This is a genomic window from Chamaesiphon sp., assembly GCF_041737865.1.
GTDB lineage: Bacteria > Cyanobacteriota > Cyanobacteriia > Cyanobacteriales > Chamaesiphonaceae > Chamaesiphon.
This window is the reverse complement of the sequence record NZ_JBGSQZ010000037.1, coordinates 1-17,948: the sequence shown is the minus strand read 5'-3', so window position 1 is coordinate 17,948 and position 17,948 is coordinate 1. Positions and strand designations below refer to the sequence as shown.

Annotated in this window: 12 protein-coding genes; 7 read left to right on the top strand and 5 right to left on the bottom strand. The window is 44.5% G+C overall.

From position 1 onward, the window contains the following. Positions 1-201: 201 nt before the first annotated feature. Positions 202-2,463, bottom strand: a complete 2,262-nt coding sequence (locus tag ACEW9J_RS02605) for a tetratricopeptide repeat protein (RefSeq protein WP_373543588.1) — start codon at positions 2,461-2,463, stop codon at positions 202-204. A gap of 179 nt (positions 2,464-2,642) precedes the next feature. Next, positions 2,643-4,238: an Hsp70 family protein gene (locus tag ACEW9J_RS02600; RefSeq protein WP_373543587.1), complete on the bottom strand. Its 1,596-nt coding sequence runs from the start codon at positions 4,236-4,238 to the stop codon at positions 2,643-2,645. 930 nt (positions 4,239-5,168) lie between these two features. Between ACEW9J_RS02600 and ACEW9J_RS02595 the strand changes: the two genes are divergently transcribed. Further along, positions 5,169-8,465 (top strand): hypothetical protein, encoded by a 3,297-nt coding sequence (locus tag ACEW9J_RS02595; protein ID WP_373543586.1) that lies wholly within the window; start codon positions 5,169-5,171, stop codon positions 8,463-8,465. A gap of 976 nt (positions 8,466-9,441) precedes the next feature. Here the strand turns inward: ACEW9J_RS02595 and ACEW9J_RS02590 are convergent. Beyond that, complete coding sequence (locus ACEW9J_RS02590; RefSeq protein ID WP_373543585.1) at positions 9,442-10,803, bottom strand: hypothetical protein; 1,362 nt, start codon at positions 10,801-10,803, stop codon at positions 9,442-9,444. A gap of 498 nt (positions 10,804-11,301) precedes the next feature. Here ACEW9J_RS02590 and ACEW9J_RS02585 point away from each other — a divergent pair, with 498 nt between their 5' ends. The 5 genes from ACEW9J_RS02585 (at position 11,302) to ACEW9J_RS02565 (ending at position 15,261) form a co-directional block, all read left to right on the top strand. Next, positions 11,302-11,427 (top strand): hypothetical protein, encoded by a 126-nt coding sequence (locus ACEW9J_RS02585; protein ID WP_373543584.1) that lies wholly within the window; start codon positions 11,302-11,304, stop codon positions 11,425-11,427. 49 nt (positions 11,428-11,476) lie between these two features. Next, positions 11,477-12,304 carry a DUF3598 family protein gene (locus ACEW9J_RS02580; protein WP_373543583.1) on the top strand — a complete coding sequence of 276 codons (828 nt, stop codon included), beginning with the start codon at positions 11,477-11,479 and terminating at the stop codon, positions 12,302-12,304. 406 nt (positions 12,305-12,710) lie between these two features. After that, complete coding sequence (locus ACEW9J_RS02575) at positions 12,711-13,943, top strand: MFS transporter (protein ID WP_373543582.1); 1,233 nt, start codon at positions 12,711-12,713, stop codon at positions 13,941-13,943. A gap of 68 nt (positions 13,944-14,011) precedes the next feature. Beyond that, positions 14,012-14,611, top strand: coding sequence for a hypothetical protein (locus ACEW9J_RS02570; RefSeq protein ID WP_373543581.1), 600 nt, complete (start codon positions 14,012-14,014; stop codon positions 14,609-14,611). Between the two features lie 56 nt (positions 14,612-14,667). Beyond that, entirely contained in the window at positions 14,668-15,261 is a 594-nt protein-coding gene (locus tag ACEW9J_RS02565) for a Uma2 family endonuclease (RefSeq protein WP_373543580.1), read from the top strand. A gap of 159 nt (positions 15,262-15,420) precedes the next feature. On the opposite strand, the gene ACEW9J_RS02560 is transcribed toward ACEW9J_RS02565, so the two are convergent. Further along, on the bottom strand, positions 15,421-16,257 hold the full coding sequence (locus ACEW9J_RS02560; protein ID WP_373543589.1) for a TlyA family RNA methyltransferase: 837 nt from the start codon (positions 16,255-16,257) through the stop codon (positions 15,421-15,423). A gap of 59 nt (positions 16,258-16,316) precedes the next feature. Further along, positions 16,317-16,715, bottom strand: a complete 399-nt coding sequence (locus tag ACEW9J_RS02555; protein WP_373543579.1) for an alr0857 family protein — start codon at positions 16,713-16,715, stop codon at positions 16,317-16,319. A gap of 391 nt (positions 16,716-17,106) precedes the next feature. Here ACEW9J_RS02555 and ACEW9J_RS02550 point away from each other — a divergent pair, with 391 nt between their 5' ends. Beyond that, complete coding sequence (locus ACEW9J_RS02550; RefSeq protein ID WP_373543578.1) at positions 17,107-17,463, top strand: hypothetical protein; 357 nt, start codon at positions 17,107-17,109, stop codon at positions 17,461-17,463. The last annotated feature ends 485 nt before the right edge of the window (positions 17,464-17,948 follow it).

Sequence of the window (17,948 nt, the reverse complement as noted above, 5' to 3'; positions counted from 1 at the left end):
TCTACCAATCCTGCTACGATACCCAGATGGTCTAGATTTTCTACGCTGATTGCTGAAGTGATGATTACCTCTTTGCGCTCTGGCTTTGGTTTAGCTTCTATTTTAATTCCTCGATCCTCCCTCTAACTAGCGGAATGTGGGTTTAAACATCATCACGATTTAGAGCAGATCTCATTGTCTACTAAGTTAATACTTATCGATCTAAAATAACGTTGTTGGTCGCACTCGATTTGCTTCATCTACTAATCCGATCTTATCCTCCCCAGTACTCAGATGCGCGATCGATCGCAAGACTTTTTCTAAACCTTCCCGCAGCTTAATCTCTTCAAGTGGCTGTCCCAAAATCATCAAATTATTTTGAGCGGTAATGGCTTTGGATGTGAGTAAAGTGAGGGCGGTTTCTAATACTTGTCGATCGAGTCGATATCTTTCGATCCCTTCTAGAGTGAGGGATTCTACTGTTTGGGTGGCTGATTTAAGTTCAGTGAGAGTTGGTGCGGGATGTTGGGGAATATTGATGGCTACTGGCAATTGTCGATCGACCAAAATGCGGGCGATTTCCACTTTGGCTCTAGTATATAAATTAGATGTAGGTGGAACTTGTTGCAAGGCGGTGACAGCGGCATTGCGATCGCCTTGCATCAGCCGACAACGGGCTAAACCAAAGGCAGCAGTGGGATAATTGAGATCGGTACGTTCGACAATTTCGTACATCCCAGCGGCGAGGAGATAGTTGCTTCCCTGCTCGGCAGCGATCGCAAATGCCAGTTTAGGCGCGAGTTCTCCAGGGAGATCGAAGTAGACGCGATCGAATGCTGCTTGGGATTCCTGCGGACGATTTTGGGCGAGGAGGGATTTACCGCGATACCAGTCCACCCGCCAATCCCAAGCATCTTGCTGGGCTACTTGTTCCAATAACATTTCTGCTGCGGTATAGTCACCTAATGCGATGTGCCCTCGATCGATCCGGCTATTCGCCAGCCGCAGTTTAGCTTCGATCGAGGTGGGTAATTGTTTGACTACCTGAGTTAATTGCTCGATCCGGCGATCGAGATCTGTAGTCATACTGGCATTGAGGATGGCGTTAAAGCCTGGATCTTTGATATCGATGAGTAAATGGGGCAAATGTAAGTAGCTAGGCTCGATCGGGCTAAAATCACCACCAGCGGTGACAGCCAACCTGTCGCCATCGAATAAAATACTCGTCGCTGGGCGCGGGGTAGTAGTTTCGGCGGCGACAACTTCTCTTAATACGCCCAAAAGTTGTTCCGCCATCTCTTCGGCTGTCTGAAATCGATCGTCTGCGGCTGTTGCTGTAGCCTTGAGTAGGAAGCGGTAGAGAGATTCTTGTTTGGCAAAAACGCTGTCTGACTGGGCACTGGGTAAGGTATATTGATGCTCGGTACTGAAGCCGGAAATATTGGTGATGAGTACGGCTAAAGTTCGCCCGATCGTAAATAGATCCGATGCGATCGTCGGCCCTTCGCCAGCTTCGGGAGCAGCATATCCGATCGTCCCATAGATATCTCCATCGGGATCGTCAATTTTGCGCGCACCACCCAGATCGATCAGTTTGATATCATCCCCTTCGAGCATGACATTATCTGGCTTGAAGTCGCAGTAAACCAAACCGAGCTGATGGAGATACGCAAAAGCTCCCAGTACGCGATGGATATAGGCGATGGCTTCCGATACTGGTAGCGTTCCGCGCTCCTTGCGAATTTCTTTGAGGGTTTTACCGCCGACATATTCCATCACGATATAGCCTTCGGCATCGTGAGTGACAAAGTTATAAATCCCGACGATATTCGGGTGCTTGACTGCTGCCAAAAATTGCCGCTCGGCGAGGGCTACCGCCGCACTCGCCGCATCTTCACTATTTAATAAACCCTTGAGGACGACATACCGCGATAATAATGTGTCGAAGCCCAGATAGATCCAGCCTAACCCACCATACGCGATCGCGCCTTTGACTTGATACTGTTCGCCGACAACATCTCCAGGTACCAGACTCGGTACAAAGTTATATTTTTGCCCGCACTTGGTACAAAAGCCTTTATCTCTTTTAACCGCTTGATTGCAAGCCGCACAAAACCGTTTATTTTCAGGTACTTTAGCTTCGGCTAATATCGCTAATTCGGGCGTGGTAGGAGGTAATTCTGGGATCGAAACCAATCCCGCACCCAGTTGACGGCGACTGCTTTTGCCCACTGTCGGGGCACTGCGACGGGTACCACGCGATCGATTGCTCGTCGGACTCGATCCCGTACCTGTAGTAACTGAGGCACTATTAGGCGCAGTTTTGAGGCTCTGGGAGCTAGCTTGAACTGGTTGGTTACTGGCACTTGCAGCGAGTGCAATATCGACGGATTGAGATTTGAGCGTAGCCATCCCACAGGTATCGCAATAACCATCATCGATCGTGCCTTTACAGTTGTTCCGAGTGCAAGTTAGTGTTGACATACGATGTGCTGGGTTAAAGGATGGTGGATAGTGAATGGTGAATGGTGAATGGTGAATGGAAACCCAGATCCCCGACTTCTCTAAGAAGTCGGGGATTTGTCCGCAGCGTTAAAAATCCAATTATCAATTATTAATTATTAATTATTAATTATTAATTATCAATTAATTTAAATGTGTCCTCAACTCAATTGTGCAACGATACCATTAGCTAGTAGTGTTCGATCGGTAAGTAAATCTTCGACGCTAATTCGGAGCTGTCGATCGCCATCGACATTAAACAGCACTTTAACTCGATCGACTCCAGGATATCCTGCTGGTTGGAGTTTGGCAATACTTCTACCACCATCGCGATCGTTCAGAGCTTTGACATCTTTTACCCCGCCAGTCAAACAGCGGGTAATCAATCTATCGCCATCAAAATATACTTCCGTTCCCCCAGTTGTGTCACCTAATTCACCGATAATTAGTTCGATACTGGGTTGATTTTCTCGTGATGCACCGAGGGTTAATTCCACTGGTGCTGACATGGGATAGGCTTGTCCCGATTGAATAATTGGATGCCAATTATGAGCATTTTTTCGCTTGTCCCAATAGCGAACGCCATAACTATGATAGAGAAAATCTTCGACTTCCATCCCTTGAAGTAATTGTAAAGCACCGTGAGCGATCGCTTCAAATGGTTTCGATTGGCGCAGTTTACTCTCATCAAAATACTGCCGAATCCAAGTTTGCACGGCGGAAATTTGGACAGTACCGCCAACTAATAACACGCCATCGATATCATTAGTTTCAATTCCTTGGCGTCTGGCTTGTTGGAGTACCTGCATCATCGACTCATCCAACCTGTCGAAAAATTGATGAGATGTTAAAATTTGCTCGAACCGATCGCGTGTCAAACTCAACTCATAACTATCAAAAGTTCGATCGTCAAAATATACTTCCGTCGCCGTAGCTTGTAAAGATAATTGGATCTTTAATTTCTCTGCCAACCGGACAATCAATGGCGTGACATTTACCCCTTGTTCCTGCGCCAACTCCTGCGCCAGCCAATTATCGATATCCGTTCCCCCCAAATTTTGCCCCGCTTTGGCAATTACCCGCGCTAACTGGGGCTTTTGGGTAGCCGCTGCGAGGGATTTGTCCCCCCACTTCAACAAGAAGCCCAGGGGATTTTTCCCCTGCTGGACTTGCTTTGTCAACTGTACCAGCGACAGATCCAACGTACCCCCACCAAAATCGACTACTAGCAATGTTTCGGCTGCTGTCATACCATACCCCAAAGCCGCTGCTGTTGGTTCGTCTAGGAGTTGAATTCGATCGACTGGGAGCGTTTGACATACACCACTCAACCAACTGCGATACACCTCAAAACTATCGACGGGAACTGTGATTACTAGGGATTCACCCACATCTAGCGACTGCTGCAACTGGTTGATGATTCCAGTGAGGAATAGTTCGCCCACCCGCTCGAATGTCATCGACACTCCATCTAATTCCGGCAAAAATCCCTGAATCTGTGCGCCAATCCCGCGCTTGAAGCCGCGAAAATAGCGATTGTCGCTCTGGATATCTAGTCCGCGATCGCGTACCATTTGACCTAATAAGACTCGCTCCTTACTCGCATCTTCGACATATACCAAGCTGGGAATCAACGGTGGATTCATGCCCCCAACCAGGGACAATCCTGGTAATGTCACCGTTTCGGCTTGTTTTGTGGCGGCATTCCAACGGCTGATGACGGTATTACTAGTCCCAAAGTCGATCGCGATTGCCATAGAGTGTGGTGTAAGGATTCTAATTACTTTAGCCTAACATGATGAAGTAATGTAGGGTGGAAACGTCTCACTATCTGAGTTTCAGGCATTATCAATTTGATAAATAATTAGAACGATCTACGCATATCTTCCACCAGTTAAAAAATACTATCGATCGGCACAGATCTTCTAGGGTGCTCACAAGGGGCACCCTTACAGGTTAATTGTGTATTGGTACAAGTGAGTTTACTCCCTCCCCTTTATAAGGGGAGGGTTGGGGTGGGGTAAACCAATTCCGATTGTACCGATCGATCGCGAATGTTCACCATCACAGGTTAGGAACGAGGATTTAATAAGATACATATTTTGTAGGTTGGGTTGAGCCTCGAAACCCAACATCCCTAGAGCGTTCGGTTTCGAGGCTCAACCCAACCTACGCATATTATTTAATCCTGATTCCTTAGCTAATTTTGCACGTTGAGAGGGCTAGCAGTGCCTACCATCCGCAGAATCTAGCTTCCAGGTTCACCCGAAGCGGGTATGGGCTACTATATAAAGCTCAAAAGACTTGCGGGGATTGACTTCTGAGCCTTACCCGACAAGTTAAAAAGATTTTCACAGCGAGGTGATAGGTTTTTTTTTAGTTTGGGAATACTAACTCTATATGGTGAAATTTGTCTGAGTAATAATACAAAGCTACCTTGTATTCTTCCCTTTTTATGTCTCGCACCGCCACTCTAGGTATACCAAACGCGCCAAACGATCGCACTCAGCCAATGTGAACGTAGTCAGAGATGAAAACAATCGAGTGCTGGCGGCTGACTCAGCTTTGAATCAAATAGCATTTTCAAAATAAAACTTTTTACTTTTTCATGGGTGGCAGAGGTAAGCAGGGTAAGTATTGCTTACACATTGGTTTGGGAATACTAATTTTAGATACTTAAAATTTATATGAGTAAGAATACAAAACTACTTTGCCTTTTGCTAAAAGCGCAAAAAATAGAGAAATCATCCGAACAAGGCTATGCGATGGTGGTAGTGTCGATCGTGAGCATTATTATGTTCTCGCTACTCGCTGCTAGTCTGATCTTTAGTAATTTAGCAAAATCCCGAACTGATGCTTTTGTAGATAGTCAGAGTTCTTTTTCTGTTGCTGAATCAGGTTTGAATAAAAGAGCAGTTGAGTTTAGAAAAGTACTTGAGACTTATTCGGGGGTCGATGGAGTTATCGATTCAACAGGTGAGAAAGGATTGGTTGGATGTTTTGGTGTTGGATTTCCTACGGTTACTTCAAGTGCAAGTAATCGCACAAGCACGAATGATTTTGAATGCCAAAATTATCGGTTTAAATCTAGTAATAATATCGCTAGAGTCATCGCAGGCGGAAACATTGCTTTGAGTTCTGGGGGACAAGAGCAGAACACATATGTTGCTTATACATTGGTGTCCGATCGCACAAATTATGTTAATGGAGCTGCCCAGTATATATCAATTCCAACTGGGGACTCTTATGCAGGATTGAATGCAGCGGAATACAGATATGTGGTGCATTCTACTGCAAAAAAACCAGTAACTTTACCAACAAATTTAGCTTTACCTACTTACACAGCAGATCAAAAAGCAGCAATAAATCGTCAGCAGCAGGGAAAATACCCAGAGACTGGTGATGCTGCCTTGATTACAGCCTATAATACTACAAAAGCAGCAGCAGCAGCAGCCGGAGCAACAGCAGAAGCAGCAGGAAATAGTAGTAATAATACAAGTCTATCGATGACTTTTACCAATAGAGTCATACCTCTATTTCAATTTGGGATATTTTACAGTGGAGATATGGAACTCAACTCCACCTCTCCGATGCAAATCAACGGTTGGGTACACTCCAATGGCAATATGTACGTACAGCCAGCCGGAGTTAGCCCAAACCAAGCTAATTCGCTTACGACCTTTTTGGGTAGAGTGTCGGCAGCCGGAAATATATATAACAGAGTAGATGCCTATGGGACTCGCACGGGAATTACCAGAGTCTTACTGACGGGAAATGACTGCACGACAGGCACCTGCCAGACCTTCCCTGCTTATGACACTGCTCAGGAAGGTTATCTAAATACTAAGACTCTTGTCTCGGCTCCTTTTGACACTACTGCTACAACTCAGACGGCAGCGGATCGGAATATTGCCGCCAAAGTCCAAGATGGTGCTGCTGGAGCAATTGAGCTAAGGACCCCCATACCTGGGTTCACGAGAAAGCGTAATTATGCTACTGATAAAGTCGGGATCTACTATGCTCAAGCTGACATGCGGCTGGAAATGGTACCAGATCGAGATGTTTTTGACAAAACCATAACACCTTGGAGACGCAACCAAGCAATTATCCCCTTCAACTTCACTGCGATTAGAACTGGCAGTCCTAGTACCTGCACGACTACGCTACCAACAACAGCCAATACCGATCCTGCGGCAAATTATGTCGATCCGACACGGGAGAAACTTAGTACGCTCGGTTGTTATCAATTCACTAAGGGTCAACTTCAGAGTCTGCGTCAACCTGTGATGGTATTGACTGAGATTAATCAAACTAATTCTACTTCCACTCAAACTGTTACCCAAGTCAGAGCCAGAGAAGACCTAACTTTAGGTAAACCAACTGCACCGATTCTACCAGTTTTGAGTGCTGGCGCAAATACTGTTCTTACCAGGACAAAAATCCTTCGCGCTCTCCAAGTTGCATTAGTTTCTACGCCAGTTCCAGTTCCATTCGATCGACTAAATACTGCTTTTAACGAGCCACTTTACCTTCCAGTTTATAATCCAGCTAATGGTAATGGCTATCTCAGCGTTTTTAGAAGTGGATTTAACGACCTACTGACTCTGATTCCGCTAACTGAGCTTCCTCTAGACGATCGTAATACCCTTTTAAGGGCATCACCAAATCAGATTGCTGCACTTTTGGGTGCTTGGTTCCTGCCTGCACCGATTCAGCGGGTAGAGAGACCTACTCCAGATATAATTGCTACGGAATCTGCTAGGAATCTTCGGAGTAGTGGCTTCTACGATGGTCGTGAACGGCGATGGATTACGATGCTCCAAACCAATATTGCGAGTTTGTCTGTCTGGAATCGTGATGGTTTGTATGTTGCTTCGACCGATGAAGCTACTGATTTAAATATGATATCTGTTTATACAGCAAATAATTCTACGAGAGGCATTGCTTTTAATGCTGGAACGGGTGCGAACTTTACTAGAGGCAATGCGTTCGATCTACCAACTACTGGAGATGCAACAAAACTATTTGGTAGTTTGCAGTATCTAGGATTAGGTTCTAACGACAAAACTGAAGGCGGGTTGGTTTTACATGCTACTGTTCGTGACGATCTCGATGGTAGTGGCGGGTCATTGTCGGCTACCAACGATATCACGGTTAGTCAGATCGCAGCCAACGAAGTCCGCAAAATCAATCCAGCGACAGGCCCAGTTGGGCCTGTCCTTGATTACTTACGAACATATCCAGCCGATCCGACAAATCCAACGAATGCAAAAAGAAAAAGCCCATTTGCTTTTGCTTTTAATGGTGGAGATTACTTGCCAAGTGCACTACTTTTGAGTAGCGATCAATCTATATATATTCAAGGAAATTTCAATAATAATAATAACAATGGAGTGGCTCAGTTGGCGAATGCTGCGACTGCTGCCGCTGGCAACAGGCTTCCTGCGGCAGTCGTTGCCGATACAATTACTGTTTTGTCAAATGAATGTGTTAACACCATAACGCCAGCACCTTTAACTAATACATCTAACCTTTTAGGCGTATTTTTAGGTCAGTTAAAATGTGGACTTCCGCCCAACATTGATGGCACTCCGGTCACTTATGATTTGGTTGCTACTCCAATGGCAATAAATGCAGCTTTCTTGTCAAATACTCAGGTCAGCAATGGGAATAAGGGTAGACCTATCTTACCAGCTCAATACAGTGGTGGAGTAAATAACTACATCCGGCTATTAGAAGACTGGGACAATAATGGGACTCCTCTTGCTCTCAACTATACTGGATCGTTGATTAGTCTGGGAGCACCACTAGAATATAGTGGCATATATGTACCAGGTGGGGGTAATCCTACATCCTTCCCTTATTACAATGTTCCTTTCAGGAACTTCAATTACGATACTAACTTTAGTAATGTTGAGCTATTACCGCCCATAACTCCAAAAGCGTCATATGTTCAGCAAAAGAACTTCACTCGTGGATATTAATTTCTAAAGATGTCATGAGGATTGCACAAGGAGCGAAATAAAAGATATCTCGCTCCTTGTGCTAACAATCCGATTCCCTTGTTAAAAAGGCTACCGCATACCGACAAGTCGGCTGGACTTCATTCTTGATGTTGCTCTACCCCCCCCTTTATAAGGCTACCGTGTATACACAAGTCCGCTAGGCTTCGTTTCTAGATCCGAATCCCCCAAACCCCCTTAAAAAGGGGGCTAAGATCGGGTCAAAGTCCCCCTTTTTAAGGGGGATTTAGCGGCGTTTTTATTCGGGGGAGACCCCGAATAAAAAGACGACAAGACAGGGGGATTCCCACCAATTTCGCTTCTCACCAAAGATGTGTATACACGGTAGCCTTGATAAGGGGAGGGCTGGGGTGGGGTAAAGATCTCCACAGCAACTCAAACAGACTTGTGTAAACACGGTAAGCTGTCAAACATTTAAAACACTCTTTTTGTCCTCTGTAACCCTTGCCGTAAGAGATTCAGCCAAAAGATTTAGATGTAAGACAGCTTAGCCCTGCCACATATATAAATAGGGCTTACTGAACAAATCCAGAGACCAGTCGCTGTAAGGGTTTTGAGCCTTTTTTTAGCAGTAAAGTGCAAGGTTATGACATCTGTAGCAATCCTATTTGATTTAATACTAGATCAGTACATCTGCTCATGTCCCAAACCATTGATGAATAACGATTAAAACATAATAAACTTGTACTAAAGTTTTATATTCTCATTTAGGATTGCTATAAAGGCTCAAAACCCTTGCACCCTTTGTGGGTTCTCGGCGGATAATTTTAGAAATCGAGCGAGAACCCCAAGATTTGCAAGCTGTGTGGCGGCAAGATTCGATCGCTAGACTTATTCAGCAAGCCCTAAATAAGTTTAAATTTGCAATTGCCGCTACTCTAACCAAAAATCCCCGTCGATAATTTATCGACGGGGATTATCAACGACTGGATTTCTCTTATTTGGAGCGGCGTGCTGCCACAGTTAGCGGTACTGGTAGTTGGACTCTCTCTTCATAATCATCATCTCTTAACAAGGTCTCGACTGTGATGCGCTCGCTGGTACAGTTGGTGGAGCCAATAGAGAGATCGGCAACACCAGCCGTTCCTCCTCCCGCTACTGTGGTTAATGTGAAGATCAGGTTGTCATTTCGTTGTTTAGTCGTATCGCTAAAGTCGATCGGAATATGAATATAGTTACTCACTACGTTAGCGTCATAAGTTCCGGCGGGAATAGTTAGGATAATTTCTTTCGCACCGCTGGTGATGGCATTGCTGGTTGCACTCAGCCCAGTTAGTGTTGCATTACCCTTCAAGATAGCTCCAAGTGTAAACGGACGAGTTGCATTTAAACCCGTCAAGTTAATCCTGACAGTACTCGCAGTAGTGGTGATGCCGTTGATTCTCAAGCTCAGATAGTAGTAGGGAGGATTTCCTGACGTGGGATTTCCTTCTGTAGTGGTGGCTAGATTGACATTACCGCCATTGGTTGGTAAAAAGTCAATTAGTGGTGACAGGTTTAACTTAACATCATCAATGAAATTACCGTAACTAATATCGCCATCCGAGCCTTGAATTGCCTGAAAGGCGAAGCGTAAAGCTTTAATGCTAGTGTTGCTACTCATCAGCCAAGTTCCGGTTTTTGCTTGCCAACGCTGGCTGTATGTGGTGGTAAGTGCGTTACTCTCATATAGCTTAATTGATGGAGGAGTCTTGCTATTGAGCCAAGCAGCAGGATCGGTAATCGATACTCGCATGATGTTAGTTGGATCCGCAGTGCTCTTTTTTCTGGCAGCGTGCAATAGATCCCATTTAACGTTTTCACTCGGACGAACACAAATATCTTGATAGATTGAAGCATTAGTTGAAGCATTTATCTCGGCATACTGCGACCCTGCACCAGAGCTAGTACTTTGACCCCCGTTGCTTGTCCTAATTCCCTTCCAAAGTTCTAGCTGATCTTTATATGTACCCCCTGCATTGCCCGGTTCTGTGGTTCGCCAAATAACGGGAGCACCAGGAGAGGGGTTATTATAGCTTTCATTAATACCATAACCAGCTCCATCCGCTCCTTGCGCTGGTTGCTCAAAGCTACCGTTCAGGATGACGCGAGTGGGAACGAGCGGACTTGGTTGAGAGGGGGTGGGAACTGGGTTGGCACTAGCAGACATCATCGCCAATAACTGCGAACCAGCGATCAAAGAGGTGGCGAGGAGAGCGCGGTATGGTTTTTGGTGTGGAGTAGGCTGATATGTACCTAAATTGTCTGGGCTTTGCTTAGAGCGATCGAGTTTAGTCAGATAGGATCGGAAGGATTTCATAGGATTTGAGAGTTATAATGTATCTAAATTAGTGGAGATAGGTAGATGTTTGACATGGCGATCGACTGATATTTATCGATATTAAGTGTAAAGACTCTAGATAAAGATAGTTGAGTCTAAAAATCTAGTCAATTTTGTATATTTAGATGTGAATAATCTGATTACATGTTTACTAGCTATCATAATTTAGACTCTCTATAATTGAGTACCGTATAAACTCGGATCTTCAATCTCTGATTCAGGATTACTTGAATTCACCCGCAAATAATTCAGCGGGTATAAAAAATCTAATTCAGTGTTTTTACATACTGATGTATAGTAAATGTGAATAATTAAAACAGGAATGAAGTAGACTACTCTTTTATAGCTTTAATTAGTTAAACCTCATACGATCGCGATCGCTCATTTTTAGGACTTCGATCGGTTAGGGATCTGACGATCGCGATCGTTGGCATATTTCAAGAGATATTGCTATGGGTACACAAAGTGGTTGCTAAAATGAGTCGATCGAATCGATCGATCGTTCAAGGCGCAGGTGAAGTGACAAGCGCGACTACTAAAATTAAGGATTTTCGATCGATCCTGAGCAGCAGCTCCTCCCAGAATGAAGAGGACTATAATTAAGCCTTGGACTTAGATTTGTGAATTTCGATCGGATCGATCGCGGGTGTACATGGAAAGTAACTGGGACAATTTTCTCAAAAATCTTGGAGTATGGGAGGGGACATTTACTCAGATCTCGACTGAGGGCGAGTTGCTCGGTTCTACGCCGTCGATTTTGACGCTCGAAGGGTTGGAAGCGAATCAACTGGTAAAGTTCCGCTTGCGCCGTTTTGCGAATGATATTAGCGAACAGCCGACATCCGATCGAGTTCAGGAATACCGCTCTTTGGGTAGACAAGCGGTATTTTTCGATACGGGGGCTTTTTCTAAAGGTTCGCTGCAAGTGGCTCCTTTTGCGGAATTTGGGGCGGAGTATGGATTTGTGGCGGGAGATCGGCGATCGCGTTTGGTACAATTATTCGATCGACAGGGATGTTTTGCTAGTCAGACGCTAATTCGGGAGATTCGGAGCGTTACGGATGCGACGTTGCGCCCTGCGTTGACGGTAGAACAGTTGGTGGGTAAGTGGGAAGGAAAGGCTGAGACTGCTTACGCAGACTGGAAAGCTCCAGAGACTGCTGCTGTGAGTTTGGAGATCCGCGCGATTGACGGCTACCTGCATCAACAACTAGCTTTTGGTAGTCGCACGATTTCTTCAACTGCACGCATCGATGGAAATCGGCTGTATTTTGAGGAGGGAGCTATGCCGCGCCAGGTATTATTATTACCCGACGGGGTATCGAGTAATATTCCTATGCAAGTTAGTCATCGACAACCATTTTTTGTGGAGGCCGGTTGGCTATTGTCGGATGATGAACGCCAGCGATTGATTCGTAGCTACAATGACAAGGGTGAATGGATTAGTTCGACTCATGCGATCGAATATCGAGTCGGGTAGGCAAGAATGCTGCGTAGATCTAGATCCCCCCTAACCCCCCTTCAAAAGCTACCGTGTATACACAAGTTGGCTGGACTTCGTTTCTAGATCTAAATCCCCCAACCCCCTTAAAAAGGGGGCTTTAAAGTCCCCCTTTTTAAGGGGGATTTAGGGGGATTCTACCAATTTCGCTGCTCACTGGAGATATGTATACACGGTAGCTTCAAAAGGGGGGAAACGGACTCTTAGTCCCCCTTTTTAAGGGGGATTTAGCGGCGTTTTTATTCGGGGGTTCCCCCCTAATAAAAAAACGACAAGACAGGGCGATCTACCGCTAACAACGAAGTCCAACAGACTTGTGCGTAGATTTTACCCCACCCCAACCCTCCCCTTATCAAGGGGATGGAGCAACAGCAACTCCTTTATCATGAACACTTTGAATCAGCTCGAACCGCAACAGCGGCGCAATTTGCGGGTGTTATTTATTACGGGCTTATTATTTTGGATAAGTATCGGAATTTTATTACCAACATTACCTGCATATCTCGATGCGATCGGGATCAAGCAGCAACAGATTGGGTTAATTATCGGGGCTTTTGCGATCGGGTTATTAGCAACGCGACCGATCGTGGGCAAGTTAGTCGATACTAGAGGACGAAAGTTAGTATTATTAATCGGTACGGCAGTAGTCGCGATCGCTCCCTTCGGTTATCTGGCGGTGACTTCGATTCCATTATTAATGTTAATTCGGGCATTTCATGGGATTAGTATTGCCGCCTTTACAACGGCTTATAGTGCCTTGGTTGTAGATTTGGCTCCCCCGAAACAACGAGGAGAAATCATTGGCTTGATGAGCCTCACAAATCCCGTTGGTGTGGCATTAGGCCCAGCGATTGGTGGTTATTTACAAGTAGCTGGAATGTACAGTGCGATCTTTTGGGTATCGATCGTCTGTGGGGCGATCGCATTTATCTCTACTACTCAATTACGCGAATCCCGCAGCGCGATCGATCCCCTAGAAATTGAACCAGTACCAACTACTTCGATCTGGAAAATATTAACTAATCCAGCTCTGGGGATTCCGGCTTTAGTATTAATGTTGATTGGGTTTCCGTTCGGGGCAATTCATACATTTTTGCCTCTATATATTCAGAGTATTCAGATTGATTTCAATCCAGGTTTATTCTATACGATTTCAGCGATAGCTAGTTTTAGTGCTAGATCGCTGATTGGGAGTAGATCCGATCGATATGGGCGAGGTGTATTTATCGCTGGAAGTCTGTGTTGTTATACAGTCGGTATTGCTTTTTTAGCTACTGCTAGGAGCGAGATGAGTTTTGTCATCGCGGCAATTCTCGAAGGATTGGGGAGCGGAACTTTGATCCCGATGACAGTGACTTTAGTATCCGATCGATCTTTACCTCAACATCGCGGGCAAGTATTATCGACATGTATCACCGGACTGGATCTGGGGATTGCGATCGCTGCACCTGTATTTGGGACGATCGCTCAAGCTGTCGGTTATCCGGGGATTTTTACGATCGGCACAGGGATGGCGGCTAGTGCGATTGTGGTATTTTCGATCTGGGGCAATCGGAGCTTATCACACTCGATCGGCTTTTGTCTGGGTCGCGATCGAGATGTTTATCGTCAGATATAGAGTAGAAGTCGTCAAATGTTTCGATGTATCCTACTCAGATTGCTGTCATTATTGGGTAACTAAATATCATGGCTTATAATGACTTTTCTCTACAAGATACGATCGGTCAATTTGATTTAAATTTAATAGAGTCAGCTTTTTGTGAATCTCTACCGTCAGTATCACCAAAGGCAGAGTTTTTAAACATTTTTGAACAATATTTACCTTTGGCACAGAAGGCAAAATCTGAAAAGGCAAAGTCAGAGTTGTTAGTTAGTCCAATTTTAGTTGAGTTGTTGCGATTGGCAGATAACCGAATACAACTATTTTCAGGTGAAGAGTTCAATGTCGATAGAGAGCGTGGTCTAAATGGCTTTTGCGACTTCTTGTTAAGTAGATCTACGATCTCATCTATAATCCAAGCTCCGATTGTGATGTTAGTGGAAGCAAAAAAGGGAGAATTAGATGTAGGCTTAGGGCAGTGTGCCGCTGAAATGGTTGCTGCTCAAATCTTTAATGCTAATGAGAATAAGCCTATTCCGATTGTATATGGTTGTGTTACCAGCGGGAAGTTGTGGCAATTTCTCAAGCTTGAAAATAAGGATCTAACGCTCGACCTGAATGAGTATCAAGTTACTCCAGTCGAACGTATCCTCGGTATTCTTAAATGGATGGTCAGCAACAATTAAAATTAATAATTAGCGCGATAATTAAGTAGATTTAACAACTTTAAGGATTAAATTAAATGATTGCTGTAAGAGAAAATTCTCCACGATTCACTCCCGAAGAATATTTTGTTTGGGAGGAACAACAATTAGAGAGACATGAGCTAATTGATGGTCAAGTTTATGCGATGAGTGGTGGGACTATCAATCATGGTCGAATCGGTATTAAGATTACTGCTATGTTAGATAGTTATTTAGATGATAGCCCTTGTATAACTGGTAATTCCGATGTCAGAATTAATATTTTAGAAACTACAGATTATAGTTATCCAGATGCTAGTGTGACTTGTGACAATCGAGATAAAACTAATACTCAATATATATCTTATCCCTGCTTAATAGTTGAAGTTCTGTCAGATAGTACCGAGGCTTACGATTCTCCGATGGAGACGCTACGCGAACGCAGTGAAAAGTTTTATCGATATCGCCGTAATCCGGTTTTGACAGAATATGTTCTGGTTAGTACTAAGTCAATATCTGTTGACCTTTATCGGAAAAACGATCTGGGAGAATGGGTTATTACTCAATATCGTGCTGGTGATATTGTTGAGCTAAGAAGTATCAATTTAAGTTTCCCGATCGATCAAGTTTATCGTGGTATCGTTTTTGAATAACCTAGCGCGGCATTTTTCGGCGGTGTATCTCTGAGATCGAGCAAACAAGACACACGCCGAAACTAAGCAGATCGAGTAATATTTGCTACCTCTCAAACATCTTTGCCAAAATAACCTGCATTATAGCACCCATATTTATCCGGATTGGGGTAGTAATTTTTATGATAACGCCTGATATGCAGATTCAGTCACCGCTCGAATTGCGGCTAAATCTGGTGTCGTCACAGACTCATTTCCACTAGTACTCAACCACAATAGATACTCAATATTTCCGGCTGGGCCGACCAAAGGCGACCAAGTTAATCCACGATAGTACCAACCCAAATCTTGCGCCGCAGCTAGTACCCCTGAAATTGCCCCTGCTTGAGCTGATAAGTCTCTAACTACTCCATTCTTCCCAATTGCGCCTTTACCTACCTCAAATTGCGGTTTAACCAGCAATAAGAGTTCTTTTGGTGCCAACAGCAATGATTTCAAAGCTGGTAAAATTTTGCTCAGGGAAATGAATGAGACATCAACCACCGCCAGATCGGGTAATGTGACTGGATACACATCCTCAACTGGTTCGCCATAAAGTTCGGCAGGGGTGAGATGGCGAATATTCGTCCGTTCGCGTAGAATGACTCGATCGTCAGTGCGGAGCTTCCAGTCTACTTGTCCGTAGCCAACATCGATGCCGTAGACTTGCTTTGCGCCAGCTTGCAATAGACAATCCGTAAAACCACCTGTAGAAATCCCAGCATCTAGGCAGATCCGATCGAGTGTGGTAATCTCAAAGACTGTCAAAGCCTTGGCTAATTTTTCACCACCCCGTGACACAAATCTCGCCCTAGCTTTGACTTCGACTGTCGCTGTCAATAAAATCGCCGTGCCCGACTTATCCACCACCTCACCATTTACCCGCACTTCTCCTGCCTGAATCCAGCGTTGTGCCAACTGGCGAGATTCACACAGCTTGCGTTCTACTAGTAATAAGTCCAGACGTTGTTTTTTCAAATTAATCAGAGATTGGGAGAAATAATTAGTCAATCTCTATCATTGCAGCATTCGACCTGTTAGCCGATCGCGCTGTCGCTGGCAAATGAGTGGCTATTTGCACTCAACCAGAGTCGCCACAGATGTAATTCTACTCGATCGGGTAATTGCGTGACAAATACACCTTCAGCACTATCGGTATCAGTAGCCAGCCAATAGCCAATCAGTCCGATTTCGACTCGATCTAGATCGCAGCGATGCGCGGTGACACTCTTTACCCCCTGATTGTGAAAGTAAAGATTGACGGCTGTGACTTCACAGATTGCTTCTGGCAAGAGAAAAGTTGCCTTTTCCGCATTCGCCCAGAGCGTTTCACCAATACTAGTGGCAAATATCAGCCGTTGCTCGATCCAATCCTCTAAATCTGTGTTAATTAATTCCAAATGTAGGGCTGTTTCGGTGTAAATTAATTTCAACATAGGCTTTTATGAATCGGTGAAGTTGGCAAGCTGGCTTTTGGTATAGCTTAAATAAAAATTGTGAGGAAATTGTGAGGATCGGGAGCGATCGAGCTACAAACTGAGGAAATTGTGAGGATCGGGAACGATCGAGCTACAAATTTTTATTTAATCTTTGTCCCCTCGTGAAAATTGCTAAAACTCAAACCATTTCTCAAACATCACCTTTAACTCCCGCTCTCATCTACAGCCGCTTCACCCTCAATTCCGCAATTGCACCTCTAAAAGTCTCAGAAATGTAACCAATTACTGAATAATTAGTAAAGTCTAGAAAATGTTTGCTATTTAATGCAGAAAGTAGTACGCTAAATACACCACCCTGTCTAAACCGAACTCTCGGAGCAATCTCATAATGCACACACTCAAGCGGACTCCAACCACTGAAATGGAGGTCACAAGCATTCGCCTAGAACGCGAACTTAAAGAACGGCTGAAAGAAATCTCTGGACATCAAGGCTATCAAGCGTTGATCCGTGAGGTACTGTGGAAATATGTACAGCAAAAATCTGGCGATTATCGCCATCGATTTACTTCTGAAGATATCCGCGCTACCGTCGCTGCAACTGCAAACGCAGAGGAACGCTGTGGGATTACAGGTAAAGTTATCAATGCCAACGAACCAATGTTATTAGGCTTAACCAGTACTTGTGATTTTATTCCACTCTCACTTGATAGTTTGACTGCTGTGGTTCCAGAACCAGCCGCTTAGAAGTTATGGGTCGAGGTTCTTTAGCCTCGATCTACTTTTGGTGAAATCGGAATTTAAAATCTGACTACATAATTGAGCTAATTACATTTAGCTAAAAGCAATCGCCAACCTTGCTATAACCTAGCATTGGTTGGCGATCGCTTTTGTATCGATTTAGTCAATCTGATGATAATTCGCTCAACTATTAACAAAGGAGAATCCGTAAAGTTAACCTGTATGGGCGGTGCTATCCGATCATTTTTTATTCTGCGTCGTTTTTATGCGTGGGTTCTCCCGTCTTGGCGTTTTTTATGCGAGGGGAACCCCATAATAAAAACGCCGCTCCATGCCCACCCTCTAAGAGGGTGTTTGAAAAGTTATTTTTAATACCCGCAGTTGGTGTGAATCCCCCTGTCTTGTCTCGCTTTTATGTGCGGGGGAACCCCGCCCATAGCGAGCCGCTAAATCCCCCTTAAAAAGGGGGACTAAGACTCTTGCTCCCCCTT

Bases quoted from the DNA above. Each gene is read 5' to 3' on its own strand.
- ACEW9J_RS02605 (WP_373543588.1), bottom strand. From the start codon at position 2,463: ATGTCAACACTAACTTGCACTCGGAACAACTGTAAAGGCACGATCGAT.
- ACEW9J_RS02600 (WP_373543587.1), bottom strand. From the start codon at position 4,238: ATGGCAATCGCGATCGACTTTGGGACTAGTAATACCGTCATCAGCCGT.
- ACEW9J_RS02595 (WP_373543586.1), top strand. From the start codon at position 5,169: ATGAGTAAGAATACAAAACTACTTTGCCTTTTGCTAAAAGCGCAAAAA.
- ACEW9J_RS02590 (WP_373543585.1), bottom strand. From the start codon at position 10,803: ATGAAATCCTTCCGATCCTATCTGACTAAACTCGATCGCTCTAAGCAA.
- ACEW9J_RS02585 (WP_373543584.1), top strand. From the start codon at position 11,302: ATGAGTCGATCGAATCGATCGATCGTTCAAGGCGCAGGTGAAGTGACA.
- ACEW9J_RS02580 (WP_373543583.1), top strand. From the start codon at position 11,477: ATGGAAAGTAACTGGGACAATTTTCTCAAAAATCTTGGAGTATGGGAG.
- ACEW9J_RS02575 (WP_373543582.1), top strand. From the start codon at position 12,711: ATGAACACTTTGAATCAGCTCGAACCGCAACAGCGGCGCAATTTGCGG.
- ACEW9J_RS02570 (WP_373543581.1), top strand. From the start codon at position 14,012: ATGGCTTATAATGACTTTTCTCTACAAGATACGATCGGTCAATTTGAT.
- ACEW9J_RS02565 (WP_373543580.1), top strand. From the start codon at position 14,668: ATGATTGCTGTAAGAGAAAATTCTCCACGATTCACTCCCGAAGAATAT.
- ACEW9J_RS02555 (WP_373543579.1), bottom strand. From the start codon at position 16,715: ATGTTGAAATTAATTTACACCGAAACAGCCCTACATTTGGAATTAATT.
- ACEW9J_RS02550 (WP_373543578.1), top strand. From the start codon at position 17,107: ATGCACACACTCAAGCGGACTCCAACCACTGAAATGGAGGTCACAAGC.